This window comes from Myroides sp. WP-1, from assembly GCF_014145635.1.
In the GTDB taxonomy this organism is placed as follows: domain Bacteria; phylum Bacteroidota; class Bacteroidia; order Flavobacteriales; family Flavobacteriaceae; genus Flavobacterium.
In genome coordinates this window covers 248,842-264,468 of record NZ_JACHTC010000002.1, presented here as the reverse complement: position 1 = coordinate 264,468, position 15,627 = coordinate 248,842, and the positions used below count along the sequence as shown (strand labels likewise).

Annotated in this window: 17 protein-coding genes; 3 read left to right on the top strand and 14 right to left on the bottom strand. The window is 34.8% G+C overall.

All coding sequences use genetic code 11. The features are described 5' to 3' along the window. Position 1 precedes the first annotated feature (1 nt). The 3 genes from H4K33_RS02835 to H4K33_RS02825 form a co-directional block, all read right to left on the bottom strand. Positions 2 to 1,978, bottom strand: coding sequence for a DUF3857 domain-containing protein (locus H4K33_RS02835; RefSeq protein ID WP_182646990.1), 1,977 nt, complete (start codon positions 1,976 to 1,978; stop codon positions 2 to 4). A gap of 234 nt (positions 1,979 to 2,212) precedes the next feature. Next, complete coding sequence (gene rsgA / locus H4K33_RS02830) at positions 2,213 to 3,178, bottom strand: ribosome small subunit-dependent GTPase A (protein ID WP_182646989.1); 966 nt, start codon at positions 3,176 to 3,178, stop codon at positions 2,213 to 2,215. Between the two features lie 84 nt (positions 3,179 to 3,262). Continuing rightward, positions 3,263 to 4,336, bottom strand: coding sequence for a chorismate mutase (locus tag H4K33_RS02825; RefSeq protein ID WP_182646988.1), 1,074 nt, complete (start codon positions 4,334 to 4,336; stop codon positions 3,263 to 3,265). Between the two features lie 157 nt (positions 4,337 to 4,493). On the opposite strand from H4K33_RS02825, the gene H4K33_RS02820 reads away from it, so the two are divergent. Genes H4K33_RS02820 through gldA form a run of 3 tightly spaced genes read left to right on the top strand, consistent with a single transcriptional unit; the run spans position 4,494 to position 6,687 of the window. After that, the gene (locus H4K33_RS02820; protein ID WP_182646987.1) at positions 4,494 to 5,336 is read left to right on the top strand and encodes a sulfite exporter TauE/SafE family protein; all 843 of its coding nucleotides are present in this window, start codon (positions 4,494 to 4,496) and stop codon (positions 5,334 to 5,336) included. 12 nt (positions 5,337 to 5,348) lie between these two features. Beyond that, positions 5,349 to 5,738 (top strand): DUF1634 domain-containing protein, encoded by a 390-nt coding sequence (locus tag H4K33_RS02815; protein ID WP_182646986.1) that lies wholly within the window; start codon positions 5,349 to 5,351, stop codon positions 5,736 to 5,738. 37 nt (positions 5,739 to 5,775) lie between these two features. After that, positions 5,776 to 6,687 (top strand): gliding motility-associated ABC transporter ATP-binding subunit GldA, encoded by a 912-nt coding sequence (gene gldA / locus H4K33_RS02810; RefSeq protein ID WP_182646985.1) that lies wholly within the window; start codon positions 5,776 to 5,778, stop codon positions 6,685 to 6,687. A 31-nt stretch (positions 6,688 to 6,718) separates the two neighbouring features. Here gldA and H4K33_RS02805 read toward each other — a convergent pair whose 3' ends face one another. The 11 genes from H4K33_RS02805 to glyA all read right to left on the bottom strand — a co-directional run bounded on the left by H4K33_RS02805 (position 6,719) and on the right by glyA (position 15,621). Beyond that, positions 6,719 to 7,345, bottom strand: a complete 627-nt coding sequence (locus H4K33_RS02805) for a deoxynucleoside kinase (protein WP_182646984.1) — start codon at positions 7,343 to 7,345, stop codon at positions 6,719 to 6,721. Further along, positions 7,345 to 8,139 carry a hypothetical protein gene (locus H4K33_RS02800; protein ID WP_182646983.1) on the bottom strand — a complete coding sequence of 265 codons (795 nt, stop codon included), beginning with the start codon at positions 8,137 to 8,139 and terminating at the stop codon, positions 7,345 to 7,347. The genes H4K33_RS02805 and H4K33_RS02800 overlap by 1 nt, the downstream gene beginning before the upstream one ends. 2 nt (positions 8,140 to 8,141) lie before the next feature. Beyond that, entirely contained in the window at positions 8,142 to 8,627 is a 486-nt protein-coding gene (locus tag H4K33_RS02795; RefSeq protein WP_182646982.1) for a dihydrofolate reductase, read from the bottom strand. Positions 8,628 to 8,634: 7 nt separating this feature from the next. Further along, a complete protein-coding gene (locus H4K33_RS02790; protein WP_182646981.1) occupies positions 8,635 to 9,012 on the bottom strand; it encodes a 2TM domain-containing protein in 378 nt (125 codons plus the stop codon). Between the two features lie 19 nt (positions 9,013 to 9,031). Beyond that, positions 9,032 to 9,856 carry a thymidylate synthase gene (locus H4K33_RS02785; protein WP_182646980.1) on the bottom strand — a complete coding sequence of 275 codons (825 nt, stop codon included), beginning with the start codon at positions 9,854 to 9,856 and terminating at the stop codon, positions 9,032 to 9,034. A 16-nt stretch (positions 9,857 to 9,872) separates the two neighbouring features. After that, the gene (locus tag H4K33_RS02780) at positions 9,873 to 10,484 is read right to left on the bottom strand and encodes a bifunctional nuclease family protein (RefSeq protein WP_182646979.1); all 612 of its coding nucleotides are present in this window, start codon (positions 10,482 to 10,484) and stop codon (positions 9,873 to 9,875) included. A 104-nt stretch (positions 10,485 to 10,588) separates the two neighbouring features. Further along, positions 10,589 to 11,557, bottom strand: coding sequence for an electron transfer flavoprotein subunit alpha/FixB family protein (locus tag H4K33_RS02775; RefSeq protein WP_182646978.1), 969 nt, complete (start codon positions 11,555 to 11,557; stop codon positions 10,589 to 10,591). Between the two features lie 32 nt (positions 11,558 to 11,589). Next, entirely contained in the window at positions 11,590 to 12,336 is a 747-nt protein-coding gene (locus H4K33_RS02770; protein ID WP_182646977.1) for an electron transfer flavoprotein subunit beta/FixA family protein, read from the bottom strand. A gap of 266 nt (positions 12,337 to 12,602) precedes the next feature. Next, positions 12,603 to 13,661, bottom strand: coding sequence for a D-alanine--D-alanine ligase family protein (locus tag H4K33_RS02765; protein ID WP_182646976.1), 1,059 nt, complete (start codon positions 13,659 to 13,661; stop codon positions 12,603 to 12,605). Next, complete coding sequence (locus tag H4K33_RS02760; protein WP_220485288.1) at positions 13,658 to 14,383, bottom strand: class I SAM-dependent methyltransferase; 726 nt, start codon at positions 14,381 to 14,383, stop codon at positions 13,658 to 13,660. The genes H4K33_RS02765 and H4K33_RS02760 overlap by 4 nt, the downstream gene beginning before the upstream one ends. Then, positions 14,383 to 15,621, bottom strand: a complete 1,239-nt coding sequence (glyA, locus tag H4K33_RS02755; RefSeq protein WP_182646975.1) for a serine hydroxymethyltransferase — start codon at positions 15,619 to 15,621, stop codon at positions 14,383 to 14,385. Before glyA ends, H4K33_RS02760 begins: the two co-directional genes overlap by 1 nt. Between the last annotated feature and the right edge of the window lie 6 nt (positions 15,622 to 15,627).

The following is a 15,627-nucleotide window of genomic DNA, read 5'->3' as shown; positions in this document are numbered from 1 at the left end:
CTTATTTTACTTTCTCTATTACGATGTGCATCTCATTTATTCTTTGCTGCACGATCTTATACAATTGACGAAACTCCAGGTAATCCTCTTTGGCAATTACCGTTTTTTGCAAGCGTAAGCTCATTCCCACTTGTATTTTATTTCCGTCCAAAAGTTTTACTTCATAAATCAACTTTGCACCTGTTTTTTCACTAGTAAACACTTCATCCGTGGGATAATTTTTTACTTGATACCCCTCAGGTAGTTGAACCACTATTTTATACATATCCATCGAGGGATACAGCAAATGAATATCCGATTGTCTGGTTCTCTCATTAAATGGGTTTTGCTTTTCCGCATACAACTCCATCGGATTAAATGTCAATTCACCACTTTGAGGATTCTTCGTTGCAAAGTTAAATTTTCGCACTTGATATTGCATTTCAATATCTCCATTTTTCAATGGTTTAATCTCACCTTGACTTAAAAAGAATTGATTTGAACGTGCTTCAATGTCACTGCGACTGCGATTGAGCATGCTCTCGCCGTATCTTGCTCTAAAAGCTGCTGCCTCATAGCGGGTCCTGGTACTTTTCATGCTTCCTTCGGCATTTCCATCTTCCTTTAGATTTACGGCAAACTCTTCCTGCTTAAACGAGAATTGTTTCGGTATTAGATCCACTTTAGACACTTCATTTTGCTCTGTTATCATCCATCCATCTTCATTTAAATCTTCAAATGGCAAGACGTTTAAAATCGGCTGATCCATTGTTCCGTCTACTACAAAAAATTGGTTGTCAATTTGGAGTCCCACAATCACTTGATTCAAGAATCGGGCAAATAGAATAGGTGCTTTACCATTGGATTGAGTACTTAATACAATCGGTTCAGCAACAAATCCGGCAGCACGTAAAGCGCCTATAAGGGCTATGTTTATATCTCCGCTATTTCCTTTTCCTTGAGCCATTGCTTTTTTCACCCCCTGTTCAGTCCAATATCCATATTGTTGATTCCATTTGATCTTGGAGTGAATAAACGAAACTATTTGTTCTGCTTTTTCTTGTTGGTTTAATCCATCTAGATTTAGCTCTGCAATCAATTTATTCCAATACTTCTCTTGTCTTAGTTCTCCGCCAAAATTTCTATCTTTATTCAACTCTTTTGCTACAGCCACAGGTTCATGTGGAACAACAACAGATGGGCTCATAGGATACTGAAATTGGATTAAATCAAAACGGATCCCACTCTTGGCATTTTTGATATTATCCATAAATGGTTCATAAACAAAAGCAGGTACCTCTTTCGCTTCAAACTTGAGAATTGCTTCTTTAAATCGATACGATGTACCCCATTTGTTTTTCGTTAAATCGCGAGTAGTTTCTGTAACCTCTTTCGTTTCTTTTACCTTAATTCCACCTGTATTAGTGATTAAATACGTCAGATTATCGGGAATCCTAACCGTATAACTACTTTTTAGTTTCGGAATATCTTCTTGAAAATACCACGTTGGAATCACATCGATATTATCGATTTTTTTCACATAGCTATATGCGATGACATCTCCAATTCGGATGTCATTTACTATAATTTCTTTTAGATAAAAACCATCGTCAATTAGTCGGTTACTCGCTGTATTAACAGCAATAACTTCTTCTTTTCCGTTAGCGGTTCGATGAATTTCATATGATTCAACCTCAACTTCTTCTCTTGTATAGCGATTAGAATAAAAAGGAACCAATAAACTTGCGTGACTAATGCCTTCTTTTGAATTAATTTGAATGAGTCGTTTCACTTTTAGTAAAATAGAAAATCCTTCTTCCTCCGAAAATTGATATTCAATGATTCCTTCTTCATTTAATACTACGGCATCTGCTTTGTTCAACTGTAAGACCTCTTGAGGCTCTTCTCTTTGTACATTACTTAACCTTTGGTTTGGTGCATCTTGAGCATAAGTACTTAAACTAAAAATCCCCAACACAACAAATACAATCTTGTTCATTTCCTATATGGCATTTTTATTATCCTAACCAAAAATACAAAACTCCTGTTGTATAGCTCGCTATTTTAGCGAGGATTTAAAAATGAAACTGAAAAACAAAAAGAGGACTCTAATTTTTACATGTACAAACAGCCATTTACTTAACAACAAACAATAGAAAAAAGTAAAAACAAACGCGAATAAAAAAAGCTGGTTCTTTGTAGAGCCAGCTTTCATTTATAGCAAAAAAATAATTTATTCTTCTTGATTTTTCCCATCTTTATAAATATCCGTACGATAGTGTTCTTCTTCTCCATCGAGAATTTGAATATACGTTTTGTACCGCGACCATGCTAATTCATCGTTATCTAAGGCTTCTTTTACCGCGCAGTGAGGTTCTTCTTTATGCAAGCAGTTATTGAATTTACACTGACCTTTTAAAGCAAAGAATTCTGGAAAATAGTCTCCTACTTCTTGTGGTTCCATATCAACCACACCAAACCCTCTAATCCCGGGAGTATCAATAATAGCAGCATCAAAGGACAAATCAAACATTTCTGCAAAAGTTGTAGTATGCTGTCCTTGTTGATGTTGTTCTGAGATCTGAGCTGTTTTCAGATTAAGTCCTGGCTCTATAGCATTGATTAATGTTGATTTTCCAACACCACTGTGTCCTGAGAACATGGAAACTTTTCCGATCATGCGTTCTTTAATGGCATCTAATCCTTTAGATTCTAGGGCGGAAACACGCAAGCACTCATAACCAATTTGCGAATAGATATACTGCAAATACAGTTGTTCGTCTAAAGCCTCTTCTGAATAAGTATCAATTTTGTTAAAGACTAGCACTGTTTTAATGCCATAAGCTTCTGCTGTTACTAAAAAACGATCGATAAAACTTGTTGTAGTAACTGGATTATCAATTGTTACAATTAAAAACATTGTATCGATATTCGATGCAATGATATGCACTTGTTTGGATAAGTTTACAGATTTACGCACAATATAATTCATACGTGGCGCAATATCGTTAATCACTCCTGTTACGGCGTCATTGGTAGTTTCTAGATCGAATGACACATGGTCACCTACCGCAATGGGATTTGTACTTTTAATCCCTTTTAAGCGAAACTTTCCTTTGATGCGACAATTGTAAAACTGCCCATCTTCACCTTTGACAACATACCAGCTTCCTGTTGATTTATAAACTGTTCCTTTCATGGGGCAAATATATTTTAAAAATCCATGCAAAAAAAAGAGACGAAGTAGAAAAAACCTCGTCTACTTTTTCCTTTGTATTATTTCTTACTCTTCTTTTCTATTAATGACCTGATCTTGGCGATAAATACTTTCTTGATGAATGGCGGTGTAAATTGTGCGAATAAACTCATCCGTAAATCCGAGATGCTCCCCTTCTTTCATCATTTTTTCTACGATACTATTCCATCTTTCCTGTTGAAAAACAGCAACATTTCGTTCGCGTTTTAGTGATCCAATCTCATCTGAAATCATCATTCTCATTTTCAAAAGATCTAAAATCTTACTATCCATATCATCGATTTGAATGCGATAGGTCTGTAGTTTTTGCATATATTCTTCCGTATCGTCTGTAATATTGCGCAACTTCAGGGTATGAATAATTTCCGTCAACTGTTCTGGTGTTACTTGTTGAGCGGCGTCACTCCACGCTTTATCAGGATTACAATGAGTTTCTATCATCAATCCATCAAAATTTAAATCCAATGCCAATTGAGAGACAGCCTGAATTCGATCTCGACGTCCTGTAATGTGAGAAGGATCACAAAAAATAGGAATATGAGGCAATTGCGATTTGATATCTAGTGGAATTTGCCACTCAGGAATATTGCGATATTTCGTTTTCTCGTAGGTACTAAATCCGCGGTGAATCAATCCTAATTTATTGATATTAGCTTTTTCCAATCGCTCTAGCCCTCCCATCCATAGAGACAGATCAGGGTTAATAGGGTTCTTAATCATCACAATTTTATCTGTTCCCTTTAGCGCATCTGCAATTTCTTGTACAGAAAAAGGATTTACTGCAGTACGCGCACCAATCCACAAAATATCAACATCATTCGCAAGACACAATTCTACATGTTCTGCTGTTGCAACCTCTGTTGCCAAGAGTAAACCTGTTTCTTGTTTAACTTGTTTCATCCAATCCAGACCAATTGCGCCAACACCTTCAAATCCACCCGGTTTTGTTCTTGGTTTCCAAATACCTGCTCGAAATACTTTTACTTCTTTAGGCAAGGCACGTGCAATTTGCAACAATTGTTCCGGTGTTTCAGCACTACAAGGACCTGCAATTATTGCAGGGGCTTGGCCCTGAAAAGTAGCTAACCAATCTTTACTCATAGTTTACAATTTCAATTGATACAAATTTACGAGTTATATTCTACAAAACGGAAAATTTCCGAAGGCATAAAACCTGAAAATCCAGATAAACCATTTTTTGTACGTTGTTTTTTATAATAATTAATACTTTTACTTTTCATCAAAAATTCAACCTAACATGTCATTACTAACTTTTATTTTAATTATGTTTCTGGGTGCTTTTGCGGCTGGTTTTATTGGCTCATTATCAGGACTTGGAGGCGGAATTATTATAATCCCTTTACTTTCTGTATTCCTAGGCGTAGACATGCATTATGCCATTGGAACTGCATTAGTTGCTGTTATTGCAACTTCTTCCGGTTCTGCATCTGCTTACGTACGAGAAGGAATAACCAATATGCGATTGGGGATGTTTCTCGAAATCGCTACAACTATTGGTGCCGTAGTAGGAGCTTTACTCTCAACCAATGCTCCTACTTCTTTACTTGCAATCATATTTGGTGCAACCCTAATCTTCTCTTCTTTGAATTCCATTCGAAAAAAAGAAGATCACCTCATCCTCCCTGAACAAGGTAGCTTCTTCGCGAAGAAACTCAAACTCGCAGGAAACTATCCTGTTGCGAACGGAGAAAAGGTTCATTACAGCATGACCAATATTCTGGGTGGTTTTAGTATGATGGGCGTTGCTGGTATGATGTCAGGATTATTGGGTATAGGATCTGGTGCTTTTAAGGTAATTGCTATGGATACCATTATGAAAGTTCCCTTTAAAGTGTCGACTACAACCAGCAATTTTATGATGGGAGTAACAGCGATCGCCAGTTCGGTAATCTACCTTCAAAAGGGATATATAGAACCCTCTATTTGCATGCCCGTTATTATTGGAGTACTTCTTGGGTCAATGGTAGGCGCTAAAGTACTAATGAAAGCAAATACCAAAAAACTAAAATTGTTCTTCGCCGTTTTGATTTTCATCATTGCCTTGAACATGATTTACAACGGAATTACAGGGAAAATTTAAAAAAGAGAAACTATGAGTACAACTAAATTTACAGATAATCAGTTACAAAACATCATCGGAAATGTATTGCGTTATGGTGTCCTAAGTGCATTAACCGTAACACTACTTGGAGGTATTATTCTCTTGGCAAAAGATGCTCAACAAGTAGTCTCCTTTTCTACTTTTGTGGAAAAAGATCAAAACCTATTTGTCGTTTTTCAAACAATCCTACAAGGAGTAAAAGAGTGGGATGGAGCGTCGATTATCTTCTTGGGAATACTTCTGCTATTCTTAACTCCTGCCCTGCGCTTACTTTTGTCTTTATTTTCTTTTATCCTTGAAAAAGACAAGTTGTACGTAGTGATTACCCTAATTGTAATAGCAGTGATCATTCTTAGCGTGTCTTTCGGTTTTTCTCATTAATTTACCTACATTTGTTTTTACTAACCACCCATTATATATGTCTATTAAAGTAGAAAACATAAGTAAATATTACGGTGAACAACAAGCGTTGAGTGCCATTAACTTCACGGTTCCGAAAGGGCAAATTGTCGGTTTTCTTGGTCCAAATGGAGCGGGAAAATCTACACTGATGAAAATACTTACAACCTTTATTCACAGTGACGAAGGAACAGCTTATGTCAACGAATACAACGTGTCTACACAGGCAAAAAAAGTACAACAATCTATCGGGTACCTACCTGAACACAACCCGTTGTATTTGGATATGTATGTGAGAGAATATTTACAATTTAACGCTTCAATTTACAAGCTAAAAAAAGAACGCATTGAAGAAGTAATCACACAAACGGGATTAACTCCTGAAGCGCATAAAAAAATCGGACAACTTTCGAAGGGATATCGCCAACGCGTGGGGATTGCTACAGCTTTGCTTCACGATCCGGAAGTATTAATTTTGGATGAACCTACAACAGGATTGGATCCCAATCAATTAGTTGAAATTCGAGAATTAATCAAGACGGTGGGAAAAGACAAAACGGTTTTTCTTTCTACGCACATCATGCAAGAAGTAGAAGCCATTTGCGAACGTGTAATCATCATTAAAAAAGGACACATTGTTGCTGATCAATTTTTATGTGATTTACTCGAAAATCAAAACGAACAAATCATCGCTGTTGAATTTGACTTTAAGATTGAAATTGAATTTGTTAACCGCATTCCTCATCTACTCAAAGCCAACCACGTACACGATACACAATGGGAACTTGTTTTCCCTACAGATCAGGATTATCGAGCTACGGTATATGATTTTGCCCAACAACAGGGATTAAAAACCCTTTCTCTACAACCAAAGAACAAAAATTTAGAAAAGCTGTTTCAGGAATTTACCACAACAGCGAGCGAAGAATAAAAATAAAAAAAGAGCACAAGGCTCTTTTTTTTTATTTATTGTTTTTAAACAATCCATTAATTTCTGCATCAATCTTATCGATAATAGAACCAAGATCTTCTGGTTTATCAACAAAATCTAAACGATCTACATCAATGACTAATAATTTTCCTTTGTCATAGCCTTTGATCCAGTTTTCATAGCGTTCGTTTAATCCACTTAAGTATTCGATCGAAATTGAATTTTCGTACTCACGTCCTCTTTTGTGAATTTGTCCCACTAAATTAGGAACCGTACTTCTCAAATAAATTAGCAAATCAGGTGCAGCAACCAAATCTTGCATTAAGTCAAAAAGGGTTGCATAATTTTTAAAATCACGATTAGACATCAATCCCATCGCATGCAAGTTTGGGGCAAAAATATGAGCATCCTCATAAATTGTCCGATCTTGTATAATTGTTTTTCCACTTTGTCTGATTTGAAGTACCTGGCGAAAACGACTATTCAAAAAATAAACTTGCAAGTTAAATGACCAACGATCCATTTGGTGATAGAAGTCATCCAAATACGGATTGTCGACTACATCTTCATAATGTGCCTCCCATCCATAATGTTTTGCTAATAAGTTTGTTAGTGTTGTTTTTCCCGCTCCAATATTTCCAGCAATTGCTATGTGCATTACGGTAATTTTATTTGATAATTATTTACTTTCTGTTCGGCAAAAATACTCAATTTTTGAGTGTTATAAAAGAAGCGCAAAATGCTTTTTACATCAACTGAGATTTCAAAAACCTTATTCTTCTCCATATCAACATAATATAGCTTATTTAGATACAAATAAAATACTTGTTTATTATTTAGAATTTGAATCTGCTCATAATCGGAAGGCAAGGAGTAATTTAAAACTTCATTACCATATATATCAATTCCTTTTATCTGATTATCCGAAGTAACTCGATAAAGATAGTTTAAGGTCGATTGGTACGTTTTAATTTGTTCTTCTTTGATTGTATAAATATTTCGTACTTCTAAAGTACTAAGATTATAGCGCAAAACACTTTGATTGGCTTGATTAACAATCCATAGATTTTTTTGGGTGCTTGTACCAATATAAGCGGGATCCATTGCAGAAAATCGCCCAGTTAGCTCAATGGTATTCAACAAGGCCAATTCCTTACTGAGTAAAACAATAGTATTAAAATCCTTATAAAACAGGACGGGAAACAGTGAATTAGTAAGATCGATCATTTGAAGCGATCCCAATTTCGGCAAGCTAAAATTTTCTGCTGTGTATTTACTGCGTTTACGCAATGTATTTTCTTCTTGTGTAAAGGTATTATCAAAAATATCTTTACTTAAAAAGACTTCTTTTTCTTTGAGCGATTCGCTATTTAAAAATTGAGTCTTAATCACTTCTTGCGCTAAAGCAGTTCCACTTGTCCATAGCAAGAGAAAAGCAATAATCTTTTTCATATTTACTTTCGAGTATAAGTTTGAAAAGTAAAAGCATAGGCGTGTTTCTCATCTATTGGATGATAATTCTCTTTCACCAATTGCCAATCGGAAGTTGAGAATTCAGGAAAAAACGCATCTCCATCAAAAGAGGCGTGTACTTGAGTTAATTCTAATTGATCTGCTATAGGCAGTGCGAGATTGTAAATCTCTCCTCCTCCAATAACGTAGACTTCTTTTTCGTTTTTTGTCAGGGCTAAAGCCTCTTCTAAACTATGCACAACGATACAGTTCTCAGGAACGACGTAGTCCTTTTGTCTGGTTATAATAACATGAGTTCTATTGGGTAAAGGTTTTGGAAAAGACTCAAACGTCTTGCGTCCCATAATGATATAATGATGAGAAGTTAGCGATTTAAAGTGTTTAAAATCATCGGGTAAATGCCAAATGATCGCATTGTCTTTACCTAATACATTATTTTCTGCGATAGCTGCAATTAGGATAACCATTGTCGTATTATTTTGAATCTTCTTGATTTAAGTCTCGTTTTACATCTACCAAAGGAAAATCTTTTTCCACTTTGGCGCGTAATTGTTTTATTTTCTCTTGCTGTAGTGCGATCAATCGCTCTATTTCACGTTCTTGCCAAGCTGGTCCCATAAATCGATTAACAACTAATACATTTATAGCGTGAATAAACACAAGTAAGGCCCAAGCCCCAACTGCGTACCCCCACCAAACTCCGACAACTAGAGGGTCTTTAACCCACATATTAATTGCGTACAACACAAGCGATCCCAACAGAAAAACAACGAAATGAAACAATAACGTTTTTCGCTGTTTAATTCTATTTTTCGCATATTCATACTGTTTAATTGCTTCCGTTTTTTCCATAGCATTTTTGGATTAGAAATTATACAGATACTTGACCTTTAATAGCGGGATGAGATACGTAATCTTCTAACGTAAAATCCTCATAGGTAAAGCTAAAAATATCCTTCACATTTGGATTGATCTTCATTTTCGGCAAAGCATAAGGTGTTCTGCTCAATTGTAAGTTCACTTGTTCGATATGGTTATTATAGATGTGTACATCGCCAAACGTATGAATAAAATCACCTACTTCTAAATCGCAAACTTGAGCGACCATCATGGTTAGTAGTGCGTAAGAAGCAATGTTAAAAGGCACACCTAAAAATACATCTGCACTTCGTTGATACAACTGGCAAGACAACTTTCCTTCTGCAACATAAAACTGAAAAAAGGAATGACAGGGAGGCAATGCAGCTTTATTATTCGCTACATTTTCAGCGAAAGAAACGCTTGTATCGGGTAAAACACTTGGGTTCCAAGCAGAAACCATGATACGTCTGCTGTCGGGATTCGTTTTCAAGGTATCAATTACCTCTTTGATTTGATCGATTCCCTCTCCGTTCCAGTTGCGCCATTGATAACCATAAACGGGTCCGAGATCTCCATTTTCATCTGCCCATTCATCCCAAATTCGAACACCGTGTTCTTTTAAGTAAGCAATATTTGTTTCTCCTTTTAAGAACCATAATAACTCGTGGATGATTGACTTTAAATGTACTTTTTTTGTCGTAACCAAAGGAAAACCTTCTGCTAAATCAAAGCGCATTTGATGGCCAAAAATGCTTTTTGTTCCCGTTCCAGTGCGGTCGCCTTTTTGTACCCCTTTATCTAAAACTTCTTGTACTAAATTTAAGTATTGTTTCATTCTTTCTCCTTATTAACTATGATCGCTTACTAATTTCATCTCTAATTCGCGCTGCTGTTTCGTAATCTTCATTGCCAATGGCTTCATTTAGCAATCGCTGTAAATCTTGTAGTCCGTATTTGCTATACCCTTTTCCTTCAATATCAAGTTCAAGGAATTGTTCTACTTGACTTGCAATATCATCATCGGCAGGTTCTTCTTCTACTTCAGGTGTTCCACTTAAAATAATACCGGCTTTATTCATGATGTCAGGATAGGTATAGATCGGTGCAAAAAAGCGAATAGCTAAAGCAATTGCGTCTGATGTACGGGCATCCATCATTTCTTCAATTCCATTTTTCTCCCAAACTAAGCTAGAAAAAAACACACCATCCACTAATTTGTGTACAATCACGTGTTTCAATTGAATATCAAATGTATCTGCAAAACTCTTAAATAAATCGTGTGTCAAAGGTCTTGGAGGTCTAATTTCCTCTTCGATTGCGATTGCAATTGCTTGTGCTTCAAAAGCTCCAATAACAATGGGCAATTTTCTATCCCCATGCTCCTCATCCAAGATCAAAGCATATGCTCCATTTTGAGAATGGCTATATGAAATACCTTTAACTGTTAGCTTAATCAAACTCATAATTTTCTTTATAAAAACAAAAAAACAGTAACTAAATCAAAGATAAACAATCTTTAGATTTTAGTTACTGTCTTGGTAAAATTATCTAAATCAAAAAATGCTACTTAGGCGTTTTTCGCTTTGAAGTCTTTTAATTTTTCAACTAACTGTGGCAATACTTGGAAAGCATCTCCTACGATTCCGTAATCTGCAACTTTGAAGAAAGGAGCTTCAGGATCTGTGTTGATTACCACCTTTACTTTAGAAGAGTTAACTCCTGCAATATGTTGAATTGCTCCAGAAATACCTACTGCAATATAAAGATTAGCTGCTACTGGTTTTCCTGTTTGTCCTACGTGTTCTTCGTGTGATCTCCATCCCACATCAGATACAGGTTTAGAACAAGCTAAAGCAGCACCTAAAACCTCTGCTAAATCCTCTAACATTCCCCAATTTTCAGGTCCTTTCATACCGCGTCCACCAGAGACTACGATATCTGCATCAGCGATTGTCACTTTTCCAGATACTTTTTCTACTCCTTCAACTTTTAAGCTAAAGTCAGCATCATTTAAGCTTGGTGCAAAATCTTCAGCAGCAGCTGCTCCCGAAGCTTCTACTAATCCAAAAGAGTTTTTCCCTAAAGCGATTACTTTCACGTCAGAAGTGATTTCAGTAAAGTTGAATGCTTTGTTTGAGAAACCTGTTCTTTTCACAACAAATGGAGTTGTGCTTTCAGGTAGAGCAATTACGTTTGAAGCAAAACCAGCGTTCAATCCGATAGCTACTGCAGGTGCTGCATACAAACTATCTGTTGAAGATGATAATACCACTACTTTTGCTCCTTCTTTTTGAGCCGCTTGTTTGATAACATCTGCATAAGCTTTAGCGTTGAATGTAGCTAATTTATCACTTGATACTTTTAGTACTTTATCAACACCATACTTTCCTAATTCGCTAACATCAGAAGCGTTAACAGTTACAGCTGTAACTGTTGTTCCCAATGATTCTGCTACTTTTTTTGCATAAGAAGCTAGTTCTAATGCTACTTTTTTAAATTTTCCTTCTGCTGATTCAGCATATATTAAAACTGACATACTTTTTCTTTTTAAGGTTAAAAACTACTAGATTAGATAACTTTTGCTTCGTTGTGTAATAAGTTGATTAACTCATCTAAGTTATCTGGAGCGATCATTTTACAAGCTGATTTTGCAGCTGGTTTTTCAAACTTCACTGCTTTAGTTGCAGCATCTGCTCCTACTGGTTCAAGAACTGTTAACGCTTTTGTTCTAGCAGCCATGATCCCACGCATATTTGGAATACGCAAATCTTTCTCGTCTACCAAACCTTTTTGCCCACCAATAACCATTGGCAATTTTCCTGATATTGTTTCTTTACCACCATCAATTTGACGAATTGCTTTAACCGCTGTTCCGTCAACTTCCATTCCCTCACAAGAGTTAATGAAGTCATAACCTAAGATAGCTGCCAACATTCCTGGAACCATTCCACCATTGTAGTCTAATGATTCTTTTCCAGCCAATACTAAATCATATCCACCGTTTTTCACTACTTCCGCCAATTGTTTTGCAACGAATAAACCATCCGTAGGCACTGCATTTACGCGGATTGCCTCGTCAGCTCCAATCGCTAATGCTTTTCTCAATGTCGGTTCTGTGTCAGCTCCTCCAACATTAACTACTGTTACTGTAGCTCCTTGTTTTTCTTTAAACCAAATGGCACGTGTTAATGCATATTCATCGTTAGCATTGATCACAAATTGTACTCCATTTGTATCAAATTCAGCATCACCATTTGTGAAATTGATTTTTGATGTAGTATCAGGCACGTGGCTGATGCAAACTAATATCTTCATTATTATTATAGTTTTTGTGTTTTACAATATTACTTGTGAACGAAAATAAGAATTAATTTTCAATATTTTACTATGCAAGCATATTAAATTGATTTGAATTAACCAAATATAATTTACTAAATCACCTAATAAATCAATATCTTTTATGGGATTTCGTTTTTCAAATAACCATTCTATGAAACTAATAACAAAAAATTAAAAAGTTTGTAATTTCCTATACATTAGATAAAACAACGAATACAATTATAACTTTTGAATTGATTGACTTATTTTTTCTTTTGCAAAGCCAAATAAACAAGCTTCGCAAGAAGGTCACTAGAGGTTAAACCAGAATATTCAAAAAGTTTTGGATACATGCTAAAAGCAGTAAAACCAGGAAGCGTATTAATTTCATTAACTACGAAACTTCCATCATCTTTCAAGAAAAAATCAACGCGTGCCAGTCCTTGACAACAAGTAGCTAGATAAGATTTTATAGCATAGTGTTTGATCTCATTTGAAATATCTTCTGGAATTTCAGCAGGAATTTTCATTACGACAGATGAAGTTTGAATATACTTTACTTCATGAGAATAAAAGCCTTCTGTTGTAGTAATTTCACCCAAAACCGAAGTTACAGGGTTTTCATTGCCCAAAATAGCACACTCTATTTCTTTTCCATTAACTGCTGCTTCTATTAAAATTTTTCGATCAAATTGGAAAGCAACATCAATAGCAGTGATCAACTCCTTTTTAGTACATACTTTACTTACACCAAATGAAGACCCTGAATTACAAGGCTTAACAAAAAAAGGAACACCTAATTCTTCTCTCAATTTATTAAAAGACAAGGCATTTTTATCCGTATGATACAACACTCTGAAACGAGCAATCGGAATTCCATTATCACGTAAAACTCGTTTCGCAATTTCTTTATCCATGCAGATGGAGGACCCTAACACTCCAGTTCCTATACAAGAAATATCTAAGAAATCAAAAAAACCTTGCAAGGTTCCATTTTCACCAAAAGCACCATGAATAATAGGAAAAACTAGAGCAAAACTTGTTAGAGTTTCATTAGTTTCGTCATCAACTATAATTCCATTTCCATAATTTCCTTTTATATATACTTTTCGAGCTTTTGTAAAATAATTCTCAGCTACTAAATCAATCGTTTTTTTTGCATAATTAGGATCATAATACCAAATTCCCTTTTTATCATTTCCTAGCAAAAGAATTTCAAATTGTGAGGAATCCAGTGAATTAAAAATATACGTAGCTGAGCGTAAAGACACTTCATGTTCTGGCGAATTTCCTCCAAAAGCTATTGCAATTTTTTGTTTCATAATATTGCTTTATTTTTCTTTACAACATAACAAACAACCTTATACTCCTCAAATGATTCTCTAACATCTAAGATTTCTTTATAAACGAGATTATCAAACAGATCAACTATTTCGAAACCTGTTTTATTCATTACTTTTTTTAAACTTTCTACATCTTTGCACATTTCCCATGAATCTTTGTTTGTAAAATTCATTGGAGTACAGCCAACAACTAGTCCACCTTCTTTTAAAATATCAAAAAACTTTTTGATACTAGATTCAATAGAGTTACATCTGTCCAAATAATTCACATTTACAATTAAATCAAAATCTTTTTCTGCAAAATCGTATAGTTCAAAATTTTCGCATAAGAACTCGATATTTAAATAAGAAAAGTAAGGCAATTTTAAATCTTTAAACCCTCTATTCCATAAAGAAATTTTTTTCTCTTTAAAACAAGAGGAATTAATTTGTCTAGCTGTCTCAATCATTTTTTTTGATTGATCAATAGATGTAATACAGCTTTTTTTATAAATATTTGCTAAATCAAAAGTTGTTCTTCCAACACCACATCCAACATCTAAAATCTTCGCTTTATTCATTGCTCCTAAATTACTAACAACCAACGATATAATAGTTCTATACAATCCTTCTGAATAAGCTAAATTATTCAAATAACCATAGGACCACAATGCCATATATGCGTTAACAAAATCTCCACTTTCATATTTACTTTCCTCCATTATTCATAACAATATTTCACAATTTGAAAATCTTCCCTAAATGAAATAACCTCTTCTTTGATCTTTTCAATCTTTTTTCTATCAAAATAAACATCTGCTATGAATTGGGCAATAAGAGGCATATCAGCCGTTGTCATACCAATCCTAGTTATTTCAGGTGTCCCAATTCTAAATCCTGAAGGATTTTTAAAATTTAAATCTCCTGGTAAAATATTTCTATTAAAAATAATATTAGCATTTTCGAATCTTTTTTCTAGAGAAGCTGTCTCATATTTTGATTCATTTTTCATCAATAACATATGTGTTTCGGTAAACTCTCTATCCTTAAACAGGATATTCAAATCTAGCTCACTAAGACTTCTAGCTAAAGTTCTTGAATTCTGAATTACATTTTGTATATATAATTTTCCAAAAGCCTTTAATTCAAGTAAAGTAACTATAGCACTTACTGTTTCGTGTAAATGATGCCCTGATACTGTTGACGGAAAAGTCGTTTTTTTAATAATGTCACCATATTTGCCGTTAGCTATAATAACTGCATGTTGTGGTCCAGGTATTGTCTTACACGTTGAAAATGTCATTATGTCCACTCCAACATCCATTGGATTTTCATAATCACCTGTAGCAATTAAACCAGCTACATGAGAGGCATCAAAAACCGTTATTATTTCTAAAGACTTACAAAGCTGGACTATTGCCTTAATTTCTTGTTTAAACAATAACACCGATCCTCCCAAAATTAATAATTTTGGTTTTTCTTGTAAAAGAAGCTCTAAAGTACTTGGTACATCAATAGTAAAACCGTCATTGCAAGTAGGAATCTTTAAAACCTGCAACTTAAACATATTTTTAGGAGTGCCTCCACTCATACTTATATGACCTCCATTTTTTATTGAAAAAGATAGCACTTTATCATTAGGTTTAGTAAAAGCAGTATAGACTATCATATTAGCGTGAGTACCTGAAATAGGTCGCAAATCAACAAAATCACAACGAAACATTTCCTTGACTACATCTATACCTATTTGCTCAATTTCATCATAGTACTTAATACCTGGAAAAATTCTTTCACCTATCCAACCCTCAGCTACTCTATTTCCTAAATCAGAAGTCAAACATTTTTTAGCGAATGGACTTAGCAAATTCTCACTTGCAATAAGATTTATGGTTTTACACATCCACTTCTCATGATTATTCAATATTTTTTTTGTTTTTTCTATTAAATCACTTGTACTCATATCTTT

What these genes read in the sequence shown, in the direction of transcription:
- H4K33_RS02770 (WP_182646977.1), bottom strand. Translation starts at nt 12,336, where the DNA reads ATGAAGATATTAGTTTGCATCAGCCACGTGCCTGATACTACATCAAAA.
- rsgA (WP_182646989.1), bottom strand. Translation starts at nt 3,178, where the DNA reads ATGAAAGGAACAGTTTATAAATCAACAGGAAGCTGGTATGTTGTCAAA.
- glyA (WP_182646975.1), bottom strand. Translation starts at nt 15,621, where the DNA reads ATGAGTACAAGTGATTTAATAGAAAAAACAAAAAAAATATTGAATAAT.
- gldA (WP_182646985.1), top strand. Translation starts at nt 5,776, where the DNA reads ATGTCTATTAAAGTAGAAAACATAAGTAAATATTACGGTGAACAACAA.
- H4K33_RS02800 (WP_182646983.1), bottom strand. Translation starts at nt 8,139, where the DNA reads ATGAAAAAGATTATTGCTTTTCTCTTGCTATGGACAAGTGGAACTGCT.
- H4K33_RS02775 (WP_182646978.1), bottom strand. Translation starts at nt 11,557, where the DNA reads ATGTCAGTTTTAATATATGCTGAATCAGCAGAAGGAAAATTTAAAAAA.
- H4K33_RS02780 (WP_182646979.1), bottom strand. Translation starts at nt 10,484, where the DNA reads ATGAGTTTGATTAAGCTAACAGTTAAAGGTATTTCATATAGCCATTCT.
- H4K33_RS02790 (WP_182646981.1), bottom strand. Translation starts at nt 9,012, where the DNA reads ATGGAAAAAACGGAAGCAATTAAACAGTATGAATATGCGAAAAATAGA.
- H4K33_RS02825 (WP_182646988.1), bottom strand. Translation starts at nt 4,336, where the DNA reads ATGAGTAAAGATTGGTTAGCTACTTTTCAGGGCCAAGCCCCTGCAATA.
- H4K33_RS02835 (WP_182646990.1), bottom strand. Translation starts at nt 1,978, where the DNA reads ATGAACAAGATTGTATTTGTTGTGTTGGGGATTTTTAGTTTAAGTACT.
- H4K33_RS02785 (WP_182646980.1), bottom strand. Translation starts at nt 9,856, where the DNA reads ATGAAACAATACTTAAATTTAGTACAAGAAGTTTTAGATAAAGGGGTA.
- H4K33_RS02820 (WP_182646987.1), top strand. Translation starts at nt 4,494, where the DNA reads ATGTCATTACTAACTTTTATTTTAATTATGTTTCTGGGTGCTTTTGCG.
- H4K33_RS02815 (WP_182646986.1), top strand. Translation starts at nt 5,349, where the DNA reads ATGAGTACAACTAAATTTACAGATAATCAGTTACAAAACATCATCGGA.
- H4K33_RS02805 (WP_182646984.1), bottom strand. Translation starts at nt 7,345, where the DNA reads ATGCACATAGCAATTGCTGGAAATATTGGAGCGGGAAAAACAACACTA.
- H4K33_RS02765 (WP_182646976.1), bottom strand. Translation starts at nt 13,661, where the DNA reads ATGAAACAAAAAATTGCAATAGCTTTTGGAGGAAATTCGCCAGAACAT.
- H4K33_RS02760 (WP_220485288.1), bottom strand. Translation starts at nt 14,383, where the DNA reads ATGGAGGAAAGTAAATATGAAAGTGGAGATTTTGTTAACGCATATATG.
- H4K33_RS02795 (WP_182646982.1), bottom strand. Translation starts at nt 8,627, where the DNA reads ATGGTTATCCTAATTGCAGCTATCGCAGAAAATAATGTATTAGGTAAA.